20 protein-coding genes are annotated in these 21,260 nt (G+C 63.7%); 9 read left to right on the forward strand and 11 right to left on the reverse strand.

Annotated features, from left to right (window positions below):
* Window positions 1-12: 12 nt before the first annotated feature.
* The 8 genes from glyA to TSB10P1A_RS19270 form a co-directional block, all read right to left on the reverse strand.
* Window positions 13-1,323: a serine hydroxymethyltransferase gene (glyA, locus tag TSB10P1A_RS19235; RefSeq protein ID WP_208987177.1), complete on the reverse strand. Its 1,311-nt coding sequence runs from the start codon at window positions 1,321-1,323 to the stop codon at window positions 13-15.
* A gap of 231 nt (window positions 1,324-1,554) precedes the next feature.
* Window positions 1,555-1,758: a hypothetical protein gene (locus tag TSB10P1A_RS19240; RefSeq protein ID WP_208985235.1), complete on the reverse strand. Its 204-nt coding sequence runs from the start codon at window positions 1,756-1,758 to the stop codon at window positions 1,555-1,557.
* A 157-nt stretch (window positions 1,759-1,915) separates the two neighbouring features.
* Window positions 1,916-3,199 carry a L,D-transpeptidase family protein gene (locus TSB10P1A_RS19245; RefSeq protein ID WP_186390074.1) on the reverse strand — a complete coding sequence of 428 codons (1,284 nt, stop codon included), beginning with the start codon at window positions 3,197-3,199 and terminating at the stop codon, window positions 1,916-1,918.
* 342 nt (window positions 3,200-3,541) lie between these two features.
* A complete protein-coding gene (gene ldtR, locus TSB10P1A_RS19250) occupies window positions 3,542-4,054 on the reverse strand; it encodes a transcriptional regulator LdtR (protein WP_186389567.1) in 513 nt (170 codons plus the stop codon).
* Between the two features lie 263 nt (window positions 4,055-4,317).
* Window positions 4,318-5,214, reverse strand: a complete 897-nt coding sequence (mmsB, locus tag TSB10P1A_RS19255; protein WP_186389568.1) for a 3-hydroxyisobutyrate dehydrogenase — start codon at window positions 5,212-5,214, stop codon at window positions 4,318-4,320.
* 123 nt (window positions 5,215-5,337) lie between these two features.
* Complete coding sequence (locus TSB10P1A_RS19260) at window positions 5,338-5,748, reverse strand: DUF6163 family protein (RefSeq protein WP_186389569.1); 411 nt, start codon at window positions 5,746-5,748, stop codon at window positions 5,338-5,340.
* A gap of 34 nt (window positions 5,749-5,782) precedes the next feature.
* On the reverse strand, window positions 5,783-6,844 hold the full coding sequence (locus tag TSB10P1A_RS19265) for an enoyl-CoA hydratase/isomerase family protein (RefSeq protein WP_186389570.1): 1,062 nt from the start codon (window positions 6,842-6,844) through the stop codon (window positions 5,783-5,785).
* Window positions 6,845-6,929: 85 nt separating this feature from the next.
* Window positions 6,930-8,069: an isobutyryl-CoA dehydrogenase gene (locus TSB10P1A_RS19270; RefSeq protein WP_186389571.1), complete on the reverse strand. Its 1,140-nt coding sequence runs from the start codon at window positions 8,067-8,069 to the stop codon at window positions 6,930-6,932.
* A 196-nt stretch (window positions 8,070-8,265) separates the two neighbouring features.
* Between TSB10P1A_RS19270 and hemB the strand changes: the two genes are divergently transcribed.
* Window positions 8,266-9,306 carry a porphobilinogen synthase gene (gene hemB, locus TSB10P1A_RS19275; protein WP_186389572.1) on the forward strand — a complete coding sequence of 347 codons (1,041 nt, stop codon included), beginning with the start codon at window positions 8,266-8,268 and terminating at the stop codon, window positions 9,304-9,306.
* A gap of 9 nt (window positions 9,307-9,315) precedes the next feature.
* Here hemB and TSB10P1A_RS19280 read toward each other — a convergent pair whose 3' ends face one another.
* Window positions 9,316-10,710, reverse strand: coding sequence for a PLP-dependent aminotransferase family protein (locus tag TSB10P1A_RS19280; RefSeq protein ID WP_186389573.1), 1,395 nt, complete (start codon window positions 10,708-10,710; stop codon window positions 9,316-9,318).
* A gap of 99 nt (window positions 10,711-10,809) precedes the next feature.
* On the opposite strand from TSB10P1A_RS19280, the gene TSB10P1A_RS19285 reads away from it, so the two are divergent.
* From TSB10P1A_RS19285 to TSB10P1A_RS19305, 5 genes are all read left to right on the forward strand, one after another.
* Entirely contained in the window at window positions 10,810-11,430 is a 621-nt protein-coding gene (locus TSB10P1A_RS19285) for a LysE family translocator (RefSeq protein WP_186389574.1), read from the forward strand.
* Window positions 11,431-11,471: 41 nt separating this feature from the next.
* On the forward strand, window positions 11,472-12,695 hold the full coding sequence (locus TSB10P1A_RS19290; RefSeq protein WP_186389575.1) for a threonine ammonia-lyase: 1,224 nt from the start codon (window positions 11,472-11,474) through the stop codon (window positions 12,693-12,695).
* A gap of 84 nt (window positions 12,696-12,779) precedes the next feature.
* Window positions 12,780-13,277 carry an RDD family protein gene (locus TSB10P1A_RS19295; RefSeq protein WP_186389576.1) on the forward strand — a complete coding sequence of 166 codons (498 nt, stop codon included), beginning with the start codon at window positions 12,780-12,782 and terminating at the stop codon, window positions 13,275-13,277.
* 160 nt (window positions 13,278-13,437) lie between these two features.
* Window positions 13,438-15,270, forward strand: coding sequence for an SLC13 family permease (locus TSB10P1A_RS19300; RefSeq protein WP_186389577.1), 1,833 nt, complete (start codon window positions 13,438-13,440; stop codon window positions 15,268-15,270).
* A 28-nt stretch (window positions 15,271-15,298) separates the two neighbouring features.
* Window positions 15,299-16,069 carry an arginyltransferase gene (locus tag TSB10P1A_RS19305; RefSeq protein ID WP_186389578.1) on the forward strand — a complete coding sequence of 257 codons (771 nt, stop codon included), beginning with the start codon at window positions 15,299-15,301 and terminating at the stop codon, window positions 16,067-16,069.
* A gap of 24 nt (window positions 16,070-16,093) precedes the next feature.
* On the opposite strand, the gene TSB10P1A_RS19310 is transcribed toward TSB10P1A_RS19305, so the two are convergent.
* On the reverse strand, window positions 16,094-16,747 hold the full coding sequence (locus TSB10P1A_RS19310) for a uracil-DNA glycosylase (protein WP_186390075.1): 654 nt from the start codon (window positions 16,745-16,747) through the stop codon (window positions 16,094-16,096).
* An 11-nt stretch (window positions 16,748-16,758) separates the two neighbouring features.
* Window positions 16,759-17,346, reverse strand: a complete 588-nt coding sequence (locus tag TSB10P1A_RS19315) for an NYN domain-containing protein (RefSeq protein WP_186389579.1) — start codon at window positions 17,344-17,346, stop codon at window positions 16,759-16,761.
* Window positions 17,347-17,796: 450 nt separating this feature from the next.
* On the opposite strand from TSB10P1A_RS19315, the gene rpoZ reads away from it, so the two are divergent.
* From rpoZ to TSB10P1A_RS19330, 3 genes are all read left to right on the forward strand, one after another.
* Window positions 17,797-18,204, forward strand: a complete 408-nt coding sequence (rpoZ, locus tag TSB10P1A_RS19320) for a DNA-directed RNA polymerase subunit omega (RefSeq protein ID WP_186389580.1) — start codon at window positions 17,797-17,799, stop codon at window positions 18,202-18,204.
* A gap of 130 nt (window positions 18,205-18,334) precedes the next feature.
* A complete protein-coding gene (locus tag TSB10P1A_RS19325) occupies window positions 18,335-20,548 on the forward strand; it encodes a bifunctional (p)ppGpp synthetase/guanosine-3',5'-bis(diphosphate) 3'-pyrophosphohydrolase (RefSeq protein ID WP_186389581.1) in 2,214 nt (737 codons plus the stop codon).
* Between the two features lie 47 nt (window positions 20,549-20,595).
* Window positions 20,596-21,189 (forward strand): DUF2062 domain-containing protein, encoded by a 594-nt coding sequence (locus tag TSB10P1A_RS19330; protein ID WP_186389582.1) that lies wholly within the window; start codon window positions 20,596-20,598, stop codon window positions 21,187-21,189.
* Window positions 21,190-21,260: the final 71 nt, after the last annotated feature.

Here is a 21,260-nt window from a genome sequence, read left to right on the forward strand (position 1 = left end):
GCCGGCTCGCGCTCAGAGAGTCGGGTAGATCGGGAAACGATCGGTGAGTGCGATCACCTTCTCCTTCACCCGCGCCTCGACCTCCGCATTGCCATCCTCGCTGTTGGCGCTGCGCAGACCATCGAGCACTTCACCGATCAGGCGACCGATCTCGCGGAACTCGCCCTGGCCGAAGCCACGGGTGGTTCCCGCCGGGGTGCCGAGTCGAATGCCGGAGGTGACGAAGGGCTTTTCCGGATCGAACGGAATGCCGTTCTTGTTGCAGGTGATGTTGGCACGGCCGAGAGCCGCCTCGGCGCGCTTGCCGGTGGCGTTCTTCGGGCGCAGGTCGACGAGCATCAGGTGGTTGTCGGTGCCGCCGGAGACGATGTCGAGCCCCTGCTCCTGCAGGCTGGCGGCCAGTGCCTTGGCGTTGGCGACAACGGCCTGCGCGTAAGTCTTGAATTCGGGGCGCAGAGCCTCGCCGAGCGCAACCGCCTTGGCCGCGATCACATGCATCAGCGGCCCGCCCTGCAGACCGGGGAAAACGGCCGAGTTCACCTTCTTGGCGATCGCCTCGTCGTTGGTGAGAATGAGGCCGCCGCGCGGACCACGCAGCGACTTGTGCGTCGTGGTGGTGACCACATGGGCATGCGGCAGCGGCGAAGGATGCGCGCCGCCGGCGACCAGGCCGGCAATGTGAGCCATGTCGACCATCAGATAGGCGCCGACCGAGTCGGCGATCTCGCGCAGGCGCTTCCAGTCCCAGATTCGGGAATAGGCCGTGCCGCCGCCGATGATCAGCTTCGGCTTGTGCTGCTCGGCAAGGCGCGCGATCTCGTCCATGTCGAGCAGATGGTCGTCCTGCCGTACACCATAGGACACGACGTTGAACCACTTGCCGGACATGTTGACCGGAGAGCCGTGGGTCAGGTGACCGCCCGAGTTGAGGTCAAGCCCCATGAAGGTGTCGCCCGGCTGCAGCAGGGCGAGGAACACGGCCTGATTCATCTGGCTGCCGGAATTCGGCTGCACATTGGCGAACTGTGCGCCGAAAAGCTGCTTGGCGCGCTCGATCGCCAGCGTCTCGACGACATCGACGAACTCGCAGCCGCCATAGTAGCGCTTGCCCGGATAGCCTTCCGCATACTTGTTGGTCAGGATCGTGCCCTGGGCCTCAAGCACCGCGAGCGAGACGATGTTCTCGGACGCGATCAGCTCGATCTCATGGCGCTGGCGACCGAGTTCGCTGGTGATCGCCGCATTGATTTCCGGATCCACGTCCGCAAGCGAACGGGTGAAGAAATCCGGATAAATCGGCGTGTCGAACGTGGTTTCAGTCATCGACATCGTCGGTCCCCTCTAGCAGTCCTGAAGTGAGATCAGCCGCGCATCGCGACCACAGGCGCCGCAACCGCAGGCGAACGGAAAACGCCCGGCCTACCGGACTCAGCGCTGCTGAATGCTGCCCGGTCCGGTCCATCCGAAAGGCTTCGCCAGATAGCACAGCCGCACGCGGGAACCAAGGGCCATTGCCGGCGCCCGACATCACGCCGGCTCACGATGCCCGGCCCTTCAGCGCGTTGGCCCGATTTCGGCCAGACGCTTCATGAGCTTGCGGAGAGCGAGCTGCTGCAGGTCGGCCTGCGAGGCCTGGATCGGCCCCATGACGACAACCTCGGTGCCGGTATCGCCATCGATTGCCGCAACCCGGACCTGGCGCCCGAGGGGATGAAATTCGAAATAAACCTCGCCTTTCGGCGGCTTTCCCAGGGTCACGACTTCCCCCGCCCGACTTCAGGTACCCGGCTTCAGGCCCCCGTCTGCAAGCACCAGTCTTCAGCCATACGACTTACGGCCTCCGACGTGTCGGAGGCCGCCCAGGGCAGCCGGCAGGCGACGCGCCCCCGTGCTGCGGCGTGCCGCAGCCTCACAATCACTGCAGGGACGCACTGCCCATCGTCGCGTCGCTCATCAGCAGACCGTCGCGGTTGTAGATGTCTTCACGGAAATGCACCACGCCCTCGGCGGTCGCCCAGGCAGTGACATAGGACATGTAGATCGGGATCTTGGTCCCGAGCTTCACGTCCTCGCGGGCTCCGGAGCGAATGGTCTCGTCAACCCGTGCGCGGCTCCAGTCCGAGGTGGTGCTTTCCAGCAGCCAGGTGATCAGTTCCCTGACATTCTGCACACGCACGCAACCGGACGAATGGAACCGGTAATCCGAGCCGAAGAGCGACTTGGACGGCGTGTCGTGCAGATAGACCTGATGCGTGTTGTGGAAGTTGATCCGCACGGAGCCAAGCGAATTGATCTCGCCCGGATCCTGGCGGAACTGGTACTGGGTCGCCTCGTCGGTGCTCCAGTTGATCTGCTGCCAAGCGAGCTCGTTGCCCTTCCAGTCGAAGATCCGGATGCGGTTCTTCTCCAGATAGGCCGGATCCTCGTTCATCTTGGGGATGAGATCCTTGCGGATGATCGAAACCGGCACCGTCCAGTACGGGTTGAAATTGAGCTCGTAGATCGACGAGTTCAGGATGGGCGTCTGGCGGTCGATCTTGCCGACCACCGCCGTGTGGCGCGAGCGCACGCGCCCGTTTTCAACCGCCTCGATCTCCGCCGCCGGAATATTGACCATCACGTAGCGATCGCCAAGGAAGCCCGACATGGAGCGCAGCCGCACCAGGTTGGTCTCCAACTGGGACAGCCGGACATCCGCCGGCACGTTCATGGCGATCAGCGTGGTCTTGCCGACCACGCCATCCGGCGACAGTCCGTGGCGGAGCTGGAAGCGGCGCACGGCAGCATCGACATAGGAATCGAAGGTGTCCGAAAACCCGGCCGTCTGCTCAAGGTCGCCGGAGACCATCAGCCGGCGGCGCAGCGACAGCACATGCTCCTCGCGAACGCCAAGGCGCATGGCCTGGCGGCCGCTCGTCACCTGCGGCCAGCCACCTTGCTGCACGATCATGGAATAGCGCTGGATGGCGCCTTCGACATAGCTGGCGGTGTCCGGAGACAGGGTTGGAAACGTCGACTCGACAGCCTGCAGCGTCCGCATCGTCGTATCGAACTGGTCGCGCCATTCGACCCGCTGCTGCTCAAGCATCATCTGGACAGGAGCCGGCTGCGCCGTGGCGGCATCCCCTGCGGCAAACGAGGCGAAAATGCCCGTAAGAGCAAGTGCGGCGCCTTTCGCACCGGCACGCAACCCGAACATGCGTCCTTCGAAAAGGTCGGTCACTGCAAATCCCACCGTATCGACTCCAGTCCCAGATCAAGCTCAGAAAGGTCCCGTTAAGGATACGTCGACGGACTTAACAAATACTCACGATCCGCGCGCAAACGAAACCAGCCCCGGCCCGACGCGGCAACACCTCTGCCCGAACCGCCCCATCCCAGCCGAATGGTGCCGTCTCCGTAAGCCACTCCATTATGGCGCATTCATGTCGCAACGCGAAAAACGGCGGCATGCCGCGCCCGAATGCAGCGAAGCCGTCCCGCGCGGTCAAGCACGAGACGGCTTCGATGAGGACGACGCGGGACTGCCTGTCCCGCACTGTCAGAGACGGTAGAGGATCTGGTCGGTCCAGAAGCGCTCCAGCCGGCGCAGCGAGCGATTGAGCACCTTGAAATCGTCCGGACCGATCTCGCCGACCTGTTCGACCGACAACATGTGCCGCTCATAGAGCGCGTTCACCTTCTCCGCGACATCCTTGCCCTTCGGCGTCAGACTGACACGAACCGACCGGCGATCGGTGCGCGAACGCTGATGGTGGATGAAGCCCATGTCGACGAGCTTCTTCAAGTTGTACGACACGTTCGAGCCGAGATAGTAGCCGCGGGTGCGCAGTTCTCCGGCGGTCAGTTCAGCATCGCCGATGTTGAACAGCAGCAGCGCCTGCACGCTGTTCACGTCTGCACGCCCTTCGCGGTCGAACTCGTCCTTGATCACGTCGAGCAGCCGCCGATGCAGACGTTCGACCAGAGTCAGAGCCTCGAGGTAGAGCGGCTTGATGTCGTCGCCTTCTTCAGCCTGCAACGCGACGTCGACTGCCTTCTTTGCCGTCATCATTTGTTTGCGCCTCATGTATTGTTGGTGGTGCGTTTGTCGTCACCTTGAAACCGACAATACGGGCAGGCCTCTAAAATCCGCTTAAAAAGGAGACTAAATCTCTGGTTAACACGCAAAAGCAATGCAGGATGCCACGAAATACCTTCCGTTAAGGATATTTGCTGCCGAGTTCCGCGCTTTCCAAGCCCTGCAACGCAAACCGGCGCGGGACAAGTATCCCGCGCCGTGCCGTGAGGAAACAGACTGCCGGAGAGTCCGGGGGCTCAATCCTGGACCTTGCCCCGCAGAAAGCGGACGATGCCGGAAAAATCCGTATCGGCGTCGCCGGAATTGCAGAAAAGATTGTAAAGCGCCGCAGCTTCCGCTCCCAGGGGCGTAGACGCGCCGCTGGCATGGGCCGCTTCCTGGGCCAGCTTCAGGTCCTTCAGCATCATCGCTGCAGCAAACCCTGGCTGATAGTCCCGATTGGCCGGCGACGTCGGCACGGGGCCCGGTACCGGGCAATAGGTGGTCAGCGACCAGCACTGCCCCGATGCGGTGGAGGAAATGTCGAACAGCTTCTGCGCATCCAGGCCGAGGCGCTCCGCCAGCACGAAAGCCTCGCAGGTGCCGATCATCGAGATGCCGAGAAGCATGTTGTTGCAGATCTTGGCCGCCTGCCCCGTGCCGGCGCCGCCAGCGTGCACAATGGTCTTGCCCATCACCTCAAGATAGGGCCGCGCTGCCTCGAACGCCGCATCGGGACCGCCAACCATGAAGGTCAGCGTACCCGCAGTCGCGCCGCCGACGCCGCCGGAAACCGGTGCGTCGACCATCGGCATGCCCGCCGCCTCGGCAGCGGCGGCCACCGCGCGGGCGCTTTCCACATCGATCGTCGAACTGTCGATCAGCAGCGTCCCGGGGCGGGCATGCGCGAGCACACCGCCCTCCCCCGTGTAGACCTTGCGCACGTGACCGCCGGCAGGAAGCATCGAAACGATCACATCCGCGTCGGCCGCCACCTCCGCAAGATTGTCCACGGGCCTGCCGCCCACCTCCTTCAGACGGGCCTTGGCGTCCGCCGAAAGGTCCAGCCCGCGCACATCGTGGCCGGCCTTGACGAGATTGGCGGCCATCGGCCCGCCCATGTTGCCAAGCCCGATAAACCCGACCGTTGCCATAAGCGTCTTCTCCCTTTTGCGCCCCCTCGGGCAAACCATGTCACTCACGCCCGCTGCCCCGATGGCCGGGCGATATCCTGACGATCCGGCCCGGTTGGTCCGGCCCCGATTGCGGCAGCGTCGTCAGCGCCTCTGTTCCCGCTCGCTCAAATAAAGCAGGATCAGATAGATCGCGATGGTCGTCAGATAGAAGGCGATCTCGTAGGGCCGGCGACCGTAGATGTCGGAAAACAACGTGTGCATGACGACCTGGCTGAGCGCCCTGGTCAGCCACATGACCGTGCCCCAGGAGACCGTCAACCAGAGGCCGATAGCCGCGACCAGGTCGAGCACGGCGAAGAACACCGTCGCCGCCTGCCACTCGACCGGCATTTCCCAGAACCACTGGCCACGCCACGGCGTTATGCCGACGATGCGGCCCCAGTGGATGAGACCGGCGAAGAGCAGCAGAATGGCCATCGCCCGCAGGTACAGGACCAGCGTGACCGACCAGGGCGGCCTGTTCTTCAGGAACTCGAGAAACAGCGCAGTCATGAAAAGCCTTTCCGCCCCCTGCCGGAAGCACGCCTCACACGTCGAGGTCGCCGCTCTCGGGCCGCTCGAAATGCGCGAGAATGTCGGCCTCCGTCACATCGGCAAGATGGGTTGGTGACCAGCGCGGCGCATTGTCCTTGTCGACGATCACCGCTCGCACGCCCTCATAGAAGTCGGCCCCCTGGAGGATGTGACTGAGGATCCGATATTCAAGGCGCATGCAAGCCTCGAAATCGAGCTCCGCGCCGCGTCGCAACTGCTGGAACGCCAGCATCACGCTGGTCGGCGACTTGGCGCGGATTGTGTCCGCCAGACCTTGTGCCCAGTCCGCATCGGGGTCACCCGCCGCGCCAGCCAGCTCATCGAGAGCCTCGAGAATCTCGGCAACCGAAGCCCGGCCAAAGATCTCGGCGATCCTCGGTGCACGCGCCGCGATTGGCGCCGCGCCGGCGTCATGGCGCCGCGAAAAACCGGCGATGACCTCGTCGACCGCGTCGGTCTCGGTCAGCGCGCTCGCCAGCGCCTCCATGTCGGTGGACGCAATTCCATGCGTGAGGATGCCGGTCCACAGCGCATCGGCCTGCTTGAGGCGGCCGGCGGAGAGCGCCGCCATCATGCCGGTCTCCTGCGGCATGCGTGGAAGGAACCAGGAGCCGCCCACATCGGGAAAGAACCCGATGCCGGTCTCCGGCATGGCGAAGGTCGTGCGCTCGGTGCCGACGCGGTGGCTGCCATGGACGGAAACCCCCACTCCGCCGCCCATGACGATCCCGTCGATGAGCGCGATATAGGGCTTCGGGAAGCGCTTGATGCGGACGTTCAGGCGATATTCGTCCGCGAAGAACCGTGCCCGCGTCGGATCGCCTGCCATGCCCTGGTCATAGATCTTGCGAATGTCGCCACCTGCGCAAAAGGCGCGATCTCCCGCCCCGCGCACGATCACGTGGCGCACCGCGTCGTCGCCTGCCCACCGCTCCAACTGATCGGCCATCGCGAGCACCATGCCGTGGTTCAGGGCGTTGAGCGCCTTCGGCCGGTTCAGGGTCATGACGCCGGCATGGCCGATCCGATCAAACAGAACTTCGGGTTCGCTCATCAAGTATCCTCAAAAATTCGCCGGAACTCTCGATTAATTCGAAACACATAGAGCGCATAATTCGCGGAACTACCGTCCTTCCAGGTCAATCCTTCAGAAGATCCCTGGCGATAATGACACGCATGATCTCGTTCGTGCCTTCCAGAATCTGATGCACCCGGACATCACGAAGATAACGCTCCACCGGATAGTCTCGCAGATAGCCGTAACCACCGTGCAATTGCAATGCCTCGTTCACGACGGCAAAGCCGACATCCGTGGCCATCCGCTTGGCCATTGCCGCCATGCGCGTCGCATCCGGCGTCTTCGCATCCACCAGCGTCGCCGCCTTGTGCAGCAGCAGCCGCGCGGCTTCCAGCTCCGTCGCCATGTCGGCGAGGCGGAACTGCAGCGCCTGGAACTCCGCCAGCGGCCGTCCGAACTGCCGGCGCTCCTTGAGATAGGCGATGGAGCGGTCCAGGCAGCTCTGCGCCGCGCCGAGCGAGCAGGCGCCGATGTTCAGGCGGCCGCCATCGAGGCCCGCCATCGCGATGCGGAAGCCCTCGCCTTCCTCGCCGATGCGGTTGGCGACCGGGACCCGGCAATCGGTGAAGTTTACCTGGGCCGTGGGCTGGCTTTTCCAGCCAAGCTTGATCTCCTGCGCACCGAAGCCGAGCCCCGGCGTGTCCTTCTCGACGACGAGGCAGGAAATCCCCTTGGGGCCATCGCCGCCCGTACGGACCATGACCACATAGACATCCGATGCCCCGCCGCCGGAAATGAAGGCTTTCGAGCCGTTCACGACGTAATGATCGCCGTCCCTCACGGCGCGCGTGCGCAGGCTTGCCGCATCCGAGCCGGCCCCAGGCTCGGTCAGGCAGTAGCTGGCAAAGCGCGCCATCGAGCACAGCTCCGGCAGGAACCGCTCGCGCTGCTCCTGCGTGCCGAAGCGGTCGATCATCCACGCGGCCATATTGTGAATGGAGATATAGGCGGCCGTGGAGGTGCAGCCGGCGGCGAGTTCCTCGAAGATCACCGCGGCATCCAGCCGCCCCAGACCGGAGCCACCGACGTCGTCGCCGACATAGATCCCGCCAAAGCCGAGTTCGGCGGCCTTGCGCAGCGTCTCGACGGGAAAGAACGACTTTTCGTCCCACTCCCGAGCCTTGGGCTCCATCTCGTCGCGTGCGAACTGGCGGGCGACATCCAGAAACGCGCGCTGGTCCTCTCCGAGCGTAAAATCCATCGCCTGCGTCCTCCCAAACCTGTCGCCGTGCCGGCAAGGGGGGAACCCAACCTTCCACGTTGACGCTAGCTGGATTAGCCAGCCCCCGCGCCTGCGTCAATCCGGCCTTGGATGCTTTGCGCGGCAGGCTTTCGAACGCCGCTCCTGCGGTGCTAGGGTCTACCACCTCAATTGCCAGTGTTGCACGGAACCCGACATGACCGCTGACCAGCGCCCCTCCGCCCTCCGTCCCTCTGCCGACGTCCCCGGCATCCTCGGGGGGCGGCGCATGCGACGGAACCGTCGCACCGACTGGTCCCGTCGGATGGTGCGCGAGAACACGCTCACGGTGGACGACCTGATCTGGCCGCTTTTCCTGACCGATGGAACGGATGTCGAGCAGCCTGTCTCGTCGATGCCCGGCGTCATGCGCTACAGCGTCGACCGGATCGCGCGCCAGGTCGAAACCGCCGCGGAACTGGGTATCCCGGCAATCGCCCTGTTCCCCAACACCGATCCGGTCTTGCGCGATGCCGCAGGCTCCGAGGCGCTCAATCCGGAGAACCTGATCTGCCGAGCCTGCCGGGCGATCAAGGCGGCGGGTCTGCCGATCGGCATCGTCACGGATGTCGCTCTCGATCCCTATACCAGCCATGGCCATGACGGCTTGATGGCGGGAGAGACGATCCTCAACGACGAGACCGTCGCCCAACTCGTGGGCCAGGCCTTGCTGCAGGCGGAGGCCGGCGCCGACGTCATTGCTCCCTCCGACATGATGGATGGCCGTATTGGCGCGATCCGTGCCGGCCTCGACGCGGCAGGCTACGCGGACGTCCAGATCATGTCCTATGCGGCGAAATATGCCTCCGCCTTCTATGGTCCGTTCCGCGACGCGGTCGGAACCAACGCGACGCTGGTCGGCGACAAGCGGACCTACCAGATGGATCCGGCCAACAGCGACGAGGCACTGCACGAGGTGGCGCTGGATCTGGAGGAAGGCGCCGACATGATCATGGTCAAGCCGGGCCTGCCCTATCTCGACATCATCCGACGGGTGAAGGACACGTTCGAGCGCCCCACCTTCGCCTATCAGGTGTCGGGCGAATACGCGATGATCATGGCCGCCGCGGGGAACGGCTGGCTCGATGGCGAGCGGGCGATGATGGAGAGCCTGATGGCTTTCAAGCGTGCCGGCGCCGATGGCGTTCTGACCTATTTCGCTGTGAGTGTGGCGCGCAAGCTCAAGGGCATCGACTAGGCGCAGGCGTCAGGGAAGCGCCTGCAGGCTGCGCGGTGGTCGCGACATCAGGCCGGCGAGGTCTTCCAGCGCCCGCAGGAATGTGGCGTCGTCGGAGACGGAGCCGAGGCAGATGCGGACCGCATCCGGAGCGCCGCGCGGCTCGACCGCAAAGCAACGTCCCGGCGCCACCCGCACGCCGAGCGCCTCCGCCTCGGCGGCGAACGCATCCGCCGACCACCCACCGGTCAGGGGCAGCCAGGCAAGCCCGCCCTGCAGCGTTTCCGGCCGCAGGGCAGGAAACCGTTCATGGACAAGGGGCGCGCGCCTTGCCACTGCACGCCGGAGCCTCTCCAGCCTTCCCTCGAAGCGCGGATCGGCGAGAACATGCCCGGCCATGTGCGTCAGGACCGGAGACACCATCAGGCTGAGCGCGTTGTCGACAGCGAGAATCTGCCTGGTCAGCGGGCGCGGCGCCGCAACAAAGCCAACGCGCAGGATCGGTGCGACACATTTGGACAGTCCCGTCACCAGAACCGTTGCGTCAGGCAGAAGACCGGAAAACCCCGGCGATGATCCCGGCTCGCGCAGGAACCCGTAAACCTGATCCTCAATGATCACGATACCGTGCCGCTCGGCAACAGCCGCCAGTTCCCGGCAGCGGCGGAGCGACATCTGCCTGCCTGTCGGATTCTGGACCGATGGCATCAGGAAGACGCAGGAAATGCTGGAGCGGCGGCATAGAGCATCCAGCGCCTCCGGCTCCATGCCTTCCTGGTCCATTCGCACCGGATGCAGCCGCGCCCGCGCGGCACTGGCCGCACCGATCACTCCCGGATAGGTCAGGACATCGCAGGCAATGCCGCCGCCATTTTCGGTGAGCGCCAGGAAGGTTGCGGCAATGGCGGCCTGGGCACCGGACGTTACGACAATCCGGTCGGGATCGGGAGATGCGCACCATCTCCCGAGAAACGTCGACGCAACCTGCCGGATATCGGCATCGGCGCCCGGCGCCAGATAGGCAAGCGGCAGCGCGCCGCCGGCCAATGCCTGGCGCGCCGAGTCCATCGCATCCCCCAGCAGATCGGTCGCGTCGTCGAGCAGAAAGCTGTTCACCGCGAGATCGGTGACAGCACGCGCCGATGGTCCCGCAGGCTTGGGAAATCCGAGCTTCCTGTCGCCGGCCGTGATGAAGGTGCCGCGACCAACCTCCCCGTGCGCGAGGCCTGCAAGCTCCAGTGCACGATAGGCGCGGGCCACGGTTCCAGGTGCGCAACCGAGCTTCCATGCCGCCTCGCGGATCGGCGGCAACCGGTCTCCGGGCTTCAGATTGCCGTGCTCGATCGCATCGCGCAAATGCGCTTCCAGCGCTCGCGTGGTGACAGTCGTTGCCGAGCCGGCCGGCAGATCCGCAAATATTGTCATAGGAACAATGTTACTATTGTATCTCGCATTGGCTCAACTCAATTCTGGCGGCGCAGTCGGGCATTCGTTCGGCCTCGGTTCGTGGAAAGCCTCCGTCAGATGTCTTCAGATCTCGTCATGCCTCTTGCCCAGTTCGGGCTGCTCGCACTGTTCGTCTCGGCCATGGTCGGATCCCCGGGTCCGGCGAACATGTCGCTGATGGCCAACAGCATGTCCTTTGGTGCGCGTCCCGCGCTTCCCTTCATGCTCGGGACCATGTCCGGTTTTCAGGTGATATACTGGCTCAACGTCGCCGGCCTCTTCGCGTTGCTGAAAGCCGCGCCGGAGGTGTTCGACGTGCTGAGGGTGCTCTGCCTTGGATACATTTTGTATCTTGCCTGGGTGATCGTTCGCAGCCCGGTACAAGCCGGCAGCAAGGCGGGACACATCCCGGGATACGGCCGGGGCTTCTGGGTGCATCCGCTCAATCCGAAAGCCTATGCGATGCAGATCGCAGGAATCAGTCAGTTCGTCTCGGCCGAGCGCTACTTCGCCGATGCGCTGATCCTGTCGCTGACGTTTCTGCTTCTCGGCGGTTTCCTGAACGGTTTGTGGCTGCTGGCGGGAAGCTGGATTCGCAGCAATACCGGGAACATCGGTCTGCTGAACGGTTTGCGGATCGCTCTGGCCGGCCTGATGGTCGGGGCAACCATCCTGAGCTTGCAAATGATCCCGGCTTGATGGCAGTTGGGCGCAACTTTTCGCGTAGCCGGACCACTCACATGCAAGTTTCCCTCGATACGATCGTTCAGGCTGCAAGGCTCATCGAGGGAGCCGTGATGCGCACGCCGTGCCTGCCGGCACCGAAACTTTCGCAACTGACCGGGGCGGAGGTTTTCGTCAAATACGAGAACCTGCAGGTCACCAACGCGTTCAAGGAGCGCGGCGCCCTCGTCAAGCTCTCCGCGCTTGCAGACGCCGAGCGCCGGCGCGGTGTCATCGCCATGTCGGCTGGCAATCATGCGCAAGCCGTCGCCTATCATGCCGCTCGGCTCGGGATTCCGGCCACCATCGTCATGCCGGAGCCGACCCCGTTCGTGAAGGTCGCGGCAACGCGCGGCTATGGAGCCCGTGTCGTACTTGCGGGCGAGGTCCTGGCCGATGCCCAGGCAGAGGCGGAGCGCATTGCCGACGAGGAAGGGCTCGTCTGGGTCCACCCCTATGACGACCCGGCAATCATCTCCGGCCAAGGCACCATTGCACTGGAGATGCTGCAAGACCACCCGGACCTCGATTGCCTGGTCGTTCCGGTCGGTGGCGGCGGGCTGATCTCGGGGATCGCCGTCGCGGCCAGAGCCACCAGGCCCGACATCGAGATTGTCGGCGTGGAGGCCGCCCTCTACCCCTCCATGATCGGCGCCTTGCGCGGAGAACCGGTCACCTGTGGCGGTGCGACGCTGGCCGAGGGCATTGCGGTCAAGAATGTCGGCAAGCTCACGCTCGAGATCGTTCGCCAGACCGTCAACGACATCCTGCTTGTCGACGAGGCAACGCTGGAGCGGGCGGTCAATGCCTATCTGACCCGGCAGAAGACCATGGCCGAGGGCGCGGGAGCGGCCGGTCTCGCCGCCCTGCTCGCCTATCCGGAGCGCTTTGCAGGTAAGCGTGTCGGTCTTGTCCTATGCGGCGGGAACATCGACCCACGCCTGCTCTCCTCGATCATGGTGCGGGAACTCGCCCGCGAGGGCCGCCTGCTCTCGATTCGCATCACCACCGCCGACCGTCCGGGCATTCTCGGGGAGATTGCGACCCTGATCGGCCGTCTTGGGGGAAACATCCTGGAGGTTTCCCACCATCGGCTGTTTCTCAACGTGCCGGCCAAAGGCACGACCCTCGACGTCACGATGGAAACGCACGACCGCGATCACGCGGGCCGCATCCACGGGGCACTGGAAGCCGCCGGCCATTCCGTGCACCCGCTCGATCTCGGGGAATCCCGGATCTGATCGGCCGGCGACCGGCTTGCGCACAAGCGGTTTGACATAAGCCGCCCGCATCACCACCTGCAGGGACGACAAGGAGGCTTGACGATGTATGAGCGGAACGCGTCGGGTTCCGGCGGCGAGACAGACGACGGGCGCGGCATCCCCGGCCTCGATCCGAGACTGTTCGACGGTTTGCGGACGAATCGCATTCTTGCCTTCTTCATCGATGCGGCGGTCATCGTCGCCCTGACCCTTGCAGGCGGCCTGCTGCTTCTGTTCCTCGGCCTCTTCACGTTCGGCCTCGGCTGGCTGCTGTTCCCGGTGCTCGGCCCAGGCGTCGCGCTCGCCTATGTCAGCATCACGCTCGGCGGACCGCACAGTGCAACGCCCGGCATGCGGGCCATGGGGATCACCATGCGGATGCTGGACGGCCGGCGCCCCGACATGCTGATTGCGGCCATGCATGCCCTGCTGTTCTGGTTCTCCTTCAGCCTGCTCACGCCGCTCGTCCTGCTCGTCAGCTTCTTCAATGCGGAAAAGCGTCTGCTGCACGACATCGTGCTCGGCGTGGTGGTGGTGAACCGCGGGCGCGAAACGGATTGACCGCCAAATAGTCTTTGCAAGCAAATCCATTCTGAAGAGCAAGCGGTGGATGAGCTCATTGCCGCTTTGCGAAAGTGCGCCGCCCCATTAAAAAAGCACATGGCGCGTGCCGCGCTGCACGCAACTCGCGTGCTCCCCACCAAGGACACGAGCCCGCCACATGCTGCCGATCGATCCCGCGATGTTGCTGACCTTCGTGGTGATCGTGGCCACCGTCGTGCTCTACGCTCTGGAGCGCGTCGCCCTGGAGGTGGTCGCGCTCGGATCCGTCGTCGCTTTCCTTTTGATTTTCAGCTTTTTCCAACCGGCCGTTGGCACCGCCACGATCGGCCCGGCCGAATTGCTCGCCGGCTTCGCCAATCCCGCGCTGGTCACCGTCATCTGCCTGCTGATCGTCGGACAGGGGCTGTTCCAGACGGATGCGCTCGAAAAACCGGCCAAGATCATCGTCGACGCCACACGCAAACGTCCGGTGCTGGCGGCGGCACCGATCCTCATCGCCGTCGCCGTGATCAGCGGCTTCCTGAACAATACCCCGGTCGTGGTCATGTTCCTGCCGATCTTGTCCGCCGTCGCCGCGGCGCAGGGCAAACCGGCGGCGCGGCTGCTGATGCCCCTGTCCTTCATCGCCATCCTCGGCGGAATGACCACGCTGATCGGCTCCTCGACCAACCTGCTGGTCGCCGATGTGGCGGCCCGCACCAGCGATCTCCGGCTGGGCTTCTTCAGCTTCACCGGCATGGGCAGCATCCTGGCGAGCGTCGGCATCCTCTATGTCCTGTTCGTCATGCCGTATCTCTTGAAGCCGCGGCGCTCGATGGCAGAAGAGTTGCAGGTCTCGTCCGGGAAACAGTTCATCGCCCAGATCGGCATCACCGCCGGGCATCCTCTGGAAGGCGTCACCTCCGTCACCGGCCTGTTTCCCGCTCTGAAGGACATGACCGTCCGGCTCGTCCAGCGCGGCGAGCGACCGATCCTGCCGCCTTTCGAGAATGTCACCCTGATGCCGGGAGATACCGTGATCGTGGCCGCCACACGCCATGCGCTGACGGCCGCCCTCTCGCAACGGCGCCCGTTGATGGCAACGGAAAGCGAGGAGCCGTCCGAGGTCGAGACGTCGTTGCCGCAGCGTTCGCTCACGCTTGCGGAAGTGGTGGTCGCTCCCGCCTCACGTCTATCGGGGCGCACGATCGCCCAGAGCGGCTTTCACAGCGAGACGGACTGCGTGGTGATGGGCGTTCAGCGCCGGTCGCGGATGCCGCGCATGGCGATGACGGAAATCCGGCTCGAGCCGGGAGACGTTCTTCTGGTCGCCGGCCACGCCTCCAGCGTCCAGAAGCTGCGCACGAACCGCGACGTGCTGCTGCTCGACTGGTCGACCGCAGAGCTGCCGCCGCGGCGCATGGCCCCGCGAGCGCTCGCCATCTTCGCGCTGATGGTGGCGGCCAGCGCCAGCGGCCTCGTCCCCATCGTCATCGCCTCGATCACGGCGACCCTGGCGATGGTGCTGTCCGGGTGCCTCAACACGCGGCAGGCGCTGCGCGCGGTAGACAGCCGGATATTCATGCTCATTGGCGCCTCCATCGCGGCTGCCAGCGCCCTGGAAGTCACCGGCGGAGCCAGCATGATCGCCGATCTCCTGGTGCTGGCACTTGAGGGTCAGCGGCCGATGGTGATGCTGTCCTCCCTCTTCCTGCTGGTCATGCTGCTGACCAACGTTCTGTCGAACAACGCAACTGCGGTGCTGTTCACACCAATCGCCGTCAACATGGCGATCCAGAGCGGCATGCCGGTGGAAGCCTTCGTCACCTGCGTCATCTTCGCCGCCAACTGCTCCTTCGCGACGCCGATCGGCTACCAGACCAACCTGATCGTCATGGGGCCCGGCCACTACCGGTTTTCGGATTTTATCGTCGCCGGCACACCGCTCGCGCTGTTGCTCTGGCTGACTTTCACTTTTGTCGCACCCATATATTATGGCTTCTCGATGTAGTGAGACGCGCTGAGCGGGAAGGACGCACTTGACGCGACATCCGACCGACACACCGCAATTCTACCTGACTGCGCCGTCGCCTTGCCCCTACCTGCCTGGCAAGCAGGAGAGAAAGGTCTTCACGCATCTCGTCGGCTCGCGGGCGCAAATCCTCAACGACGTGCTCACCCAGGGCGGGTTCCGCCGCAGCCAGAACATCGCCTATCGTCCCGCCTGCGAGAACTGCCGCGCCTGCGTCTCCATCCGGGTGCGTGTCGATGATTTTCGCTGGACCCGATCCTTCCGCCGCCTGTGGAAGCGAAACGCGGATCTGGTGGGCAGCATCAGCGATCCGGCCCCCTCGTCGCAGCAATACGACCTTTTCCGCCGCTATCTCGACGCACGACACGCCAATGGCGGCATGTCGGATATGACCGTTCTCGACTATGCGATGATGATCGAGGACACCCATGTGGAGACGATGCTGATCGAATACCGTCGACGGGGGCCGGATACGTTCCTCACCGGCCGTGGTGCCGGCCCGCTTCTCGCGGTCGCCCTTACCGATCGGCTGAGCGACGGACTGTCGATGGTCTATTCCTTCTTCGAGCCCGAAGCTCCGCTCCGAAGTCTCGGCACCCACCTGATCCTCGACCATGTGGAACGCGCAAGGGCGCTGGGTCTGCCCTATGTCTATCTTGGCTACTGGGTGCAGGGCTCGCCCAAGATGGACTACAAGGCACGCTTCCAGCCGCAGGATCATCTTGGCCCGCGCGGCTGGTTTTCCGCCGCGGAGCCCGACGCAGAACCGTCCACCTGATCGCATCGGCGTGATGTGATCGCCTCAATCGTCCCGCGCCGCATCCACCTGCACACGCACCGCCGCAAAGACGTCGCGGAACATCTCGCGGGTCAACCGGCCGGTGTTGGTGTTGTAGCGGGAGCAATGATAGCTGTCGAACAGAACGGGTCCTGACGAAAGCTCGTGCCGCGCGTTGTGGCCGAAAGGGTGGGCCGCGCGCCTGACACCCAGGGCTGACAGCGTCGCATCATGCGCAATACGCCCGAGCGCCACCACAGCCTTGAGCGAAGGCAAGGCCTCGAAGGTCTGCGCGAGATAGGGCAGACAGGTTCGGATTTCCGCCCCTGTCGGCTTGTTCTCCGGCGGAACGCATCTCACTGCATTGGTGATGGCGGCATCAACGAGTTCGAGCCCGTCATCCGGTCGCGCCTGGTACTGGCCACGCGCAAAGCCGAAATCCACCAACGTCTCGTAGAGGAGATCCCCGGCATAGTCGCCGGTAAACGGACGCCCGGTGCGGTTCGCGCCCCTCAGGCCCGGCGCAAGTCCGACGATCAGCAACCGGGGCCGCTCGGAGGCGAAGGTTGGAACAGGCGCGTTGTGCCAGACAGGCTGCTCCGCCCTGTGCCGCTCGCGAAAGGCCACGAGACGCGGGCAGAACGGGCAGTCCCGTCCAGGATCAGGCAGGTCTGACACCGCGACCTGCCTCAATAATCGTCGTCTTCTTCCACCTCGGCGCGGCGCGGCGCCGGCCGTGCCGGCCGCTCGGCGGGATCGCGTCCGACCTTCTTGGCAAGATTCGCGAGGTCGATGAAATGATCGGCCTGCCGTCTCAGGTCGTCGGCAATCATCGGCGGCTGGGTCTGCAAGGTGGAGACGACACTGACCTTTCGGCCCTTGCGCTGCAGGGCCTCGACCAGCGGACGAAAATCGCCGTCGCCGGAAAACAGGACGATGTGATCGACATGCTCGACGATTTCCATGGCATCGACCGCAAGCTCGATATCCATGTTGCCCTTGATCTTGCGACGCCCGGTCGAGTCCACGAACTCCTTCACCGGCTTGGTGACAACTTTGTAGCCATTGTAATCCAGCCAGTCGATCAGCGGACGGATCGACGAATATTCCTGGTCCTCGATCAGAGCCGTATAGTAATACGCCCTCAAAAGATACCCAGTCTTCTGGAATTCCTGAAGCAGCATCTTGTAGTCAATATCAAATCCAATACTGCGCGCAGTCGAATACAGGTTCGCGCCGTCAATGAACAACGCAACCTTCTCTCGTGGATCGAACATCTCGTACAATACCTTTCATTGCAATGCAGGGCGACCACCACCCCGAGGGAGAAGCGCACCCAAGGGAAAGTCAGCGAGCTGCCTTGTGACGCGGGTTCGCCCACCGCGTCAGGAGTTGAGGCTCGACTCGACATCGTTTTCGGATCGACCTGCAATCCGGATTTCCATCCGGCTTCCGTGCCCATGGGATGCAATCCTGCAAGCATCCCGTCTTTTTGCTTTGGACGGTACACTCAACCGTCTGTGAGTATTTCCACCTACACCATTTTGCCATAAAGCGGCAACTGAGCTTCTGCAGGTTTAAGGAAAGAGTCTACAGGAAAACATGGCGAAATTAGAAACGTGATTAAAAAACAAAACCGTAGCCTCCTTCCTCGTAAGGCTTGCGTCTTGCGGTGCAACACAGTACATATCGCCGCTTGCTGACAACCGTTTAAATGGAGCATACCTATGGCGCGCGTGACAGTCGAAGACTGCATCGACAAGGTCGAGAACCGCTTCGAACTGGTGCTGCTTGCGAGCCATCGGGCCCGGATGATTTCCAACGGCTCGCCGTTGACCATCGATCGCGACAACGACAAGAATCCTGTCGTTGCCCTGCGGGAGGTCGCCGAGCAGACCATCAGCCCCGAGGATCTGAAGGAAGATCTGATCCACTCGCTGCAGAAGTATGTCGAGGTGGACGAGCCGGAGGCGGAAGCCGTTCCGATGGTCCCCAACACCTCCTCGCAGAGTCAAGGCGGAACCGAGGTCAACGCCGTCGACGACAGCTCGGTCGAGTTCGACCGCATGTCCGAGGAAGATCTGCTGCGCGGCCTCGAGGGCCTTGTGCCGCCGGAGCGCAAGGACGACATCTGAACGCGGACGCCTGGCGGCGTATGCCGCCGAGCGACGGCGTGCGGTCGTCTGTCCCTGCAGTCGTCTGTCGTGGCGTCCCGTGGGACAGCGGCATGGTCTCGGCCGCACCGATGTGTGAGGCGTTTCCGCAATGATGCGGCAATATGAGCTGGTCGAGAAGGTCCAGCGATACAATCCGAATGCCGACGAGGCGCTTCTCAACAAGGCGTATGTCTATGCCATGCAGAAGCATGGCACCCAGAAGCGCGCGTCGGGAGATCCCTACTTCTCCCACCCTCTCGAAGTCGCCGCGATTCTCACGGATCTGCGTCTCGACGATGCGACCATTGCTGTCGCCCTGCTGCACGACACCATCGAGGACACATCCGCGACCCGCGACGAGATCGACAGGATGTTCGGTCCCGAGATCGGCAAGCTCGTCGACGGACTGACCAAGATCAAGCGTCTCGACCTTGCATCCAAGCGCGCGAAGCAGGCGGAAAACTTCCGCAAGCTGCTTCTTGCGATCGCCGATGACGTGCGTGTCCTGCTCGTCAAGCTGGCGGACCGGCTCCACAACATGCGTACGCTCCACCATATGCCGGAGCACAAGCGCGGCCGGATCGCCGAGGAGACGATGGAGATCTATGCGCCGCTCGCCGGACGCATGGGCATGCACGACATGCGCGAGGAACTGGAGGACATCGCCTTCAGGACCCTCAATCCGGATGCCTATTCCACGATCACCGATCGGCTGACGGCGCTTCGCGACAAGAACAAGAGCCTGATCACCGACATCGAGCACGACCTGATGGCGCGCTTGGAAGAGCGTGGCATCGCGGCTCTGGTCAAGGGGCGGGAGAAGCGGCCCTACTCGATCTTCCGCAAGATGCAGTCGAAGTCGATCGCCTTCGAACAATTGTCGGACATCTACGGGTTTCGCGTGGTGGTCGGCACGGTCGAGGCCTGTTACCGGGTACTCGGCGTGGTCCACACAACCTGGCCGGCGGTGCCCGATCGCTTCAAGGACTATCTGTCAACTCCCAAGCAGAACGACTACCGGTCGATCCACACGACCGTCGTCGGTCCCAGCCGTCAGCGCGTCGAGTTGCAGATCCGCACAACGGCGATGGACCGCGTCGCCGAATACGGGATCGCCGCGCACGCGCTCTACAAGGATGGCGAGCTGGGCGGCAGAAACATCAACAAGCTCAACGACGAAAGCCGCGCCTACGAATGGCTGCGGCGCACGATCGAGTTGCTGTCGCAGGGTGATACGCCCGAAGAATTCCTCGAAAACACCAAGCTGGAGCTGTTCCACGACCAGGTGTTCTGTTTCACACCGAAGGGCCGACTGATCGCCCTGCCCCGCGGCGCAACGCCCATCGACTTCGCCTATGCGGTCCACACCGATATCGGCAACACCTGCGTCGGCGCCAAGGTCAATGGCCAGATCATGCCGCTCGTCACCGAGCTTCGCAACGGCGACGAGGTCGACATCGTTCGCAGCCAGGCACAGACGCCGCCTCCGGCCTGGGAATCGATCGCCGTTACCGGCAAGGCCCGCGCCGCGATCCGTCGCGCGACCCGCGAGAACGCCCGCCAGCAATATGGCTCGCTGGGCCGGCACATTCTCGAAAGGGCGTTCCGTCGGGCAGGGCATGCGTTCAACGAGGAGCGGATCGAAGGGGCGCTGCCCGATCTCGGCTTCAGCGCGCTTGCGGATCTGCTCGCCGCGGTCGGACGCGGCGAAATGCGGGCGCACGAGATCGTCACCACCCTTTACCCGGATTACCAGGACGACCGTCTGCCAAATGCGATGCAGTCCGGCGAGCCGGGCTGGTTCGGCCTTGAGTCTGGAAGCGGCATGAAGTTCCGCATCCCGGATGGCGAGGACGGCCGCCACGGCGAGGGATCACTGCCGATTCGCGGATTGTCCGGCGATCTTCCCGTCTCCTTTGCGCCGGAAGGAGGCGCCGTCCCCGGCGATCGTATCGTCGGCATCCTGACACCGGGCGTCGGCGTCACCATATATCCGATACAGTCGCCGGCACTTCAGGCGTTCGAGGATGAAACGGATCGTTGGCTGGACGTTCGCTGGGACATGGGCGGAGAGAAGCGGGAACGCTTCCCGGCGCGCATCAATGTCTACGCCCTCAACGAACCTGGATCTCTCGCGACGATTGCCGCAACGATTGCCGAATTGGGTGGTAATATCGACAATCTGAAAATGCTGCGACGGGCCGCAGATTTTCATGAAATCCTTATCGATCTTGAGGTATGGGATCTGAAGCACTTGAATCGCATCATCAATCAGCTACGGGCAAAGCCGAATGTGTCCAGCGTCACACGCGAGATCGGCTGACCGGGCATCGCCGCTGGCGGACGTACAAGAGGACGTGAAGACGAGGCATGCTTTTCAAACGTCGTGACAAGCCGAACCATCTGGAACGCCTGCGCGTCGCAGTCTGGCCGCGTCACAGCTTCGCTCGCTCCGCCCGCTACTTCTCGAAGCGTGTGCTGAGGCTGACAGCCAGCCCGAATGCGATCGCCCTCGGCTTCGCCGCCGGCGCCTTTGCCTCGATCACGCCCTTCATCGGGCTGCATTTCCTTCTGAGCTTCGTTCTCGCCTTCATCGTCGGCGGAAACATGGTCGCCGCCGCCCTGGGGACAGCGGTGGGCAATCCCCTCACCTTTCCCTTCATCTGGGCCTCGACCTACAAGGTCGGCTCCATGATCATCTATGGCGAGGCCAAGACCCTCGACCACCGCACCATCGACAGGCATCTGGACGGAGGCTTTCTCGAGAAGTCGCTGGATACGCTCCTGCCGCTGATCAAGCCGATGCTGGTGGGGGCGGTCCCGCTCGGCCTGCTGACCGCGACGATCTTCTATTTCCTGGTGTTCTACAGCGTGCGCGCCTATCAACGCTCGCGCCGTCTCAAGCTGGCATCGCGCCGGCTCCCCGGCGGCGTCAAGGGCGCAACGCACGACGCCGACGCCTGACGCGGCGAGAGCGACCCCGCCAGTCGCTTTCCCGTTGAAGACAGGAGATGGAAGCCACATAGTGGCGCAAA

The sequence above is a fragment of the Stappia sp. TSB10P1A genome, assembly GCF_900185725.1.
Classification (GTDB): domain Bacteria; phylum Pseudomonadota; class Alphaproteobacteria; order Rhizobiales; family Stappiaceae; genus Stappia.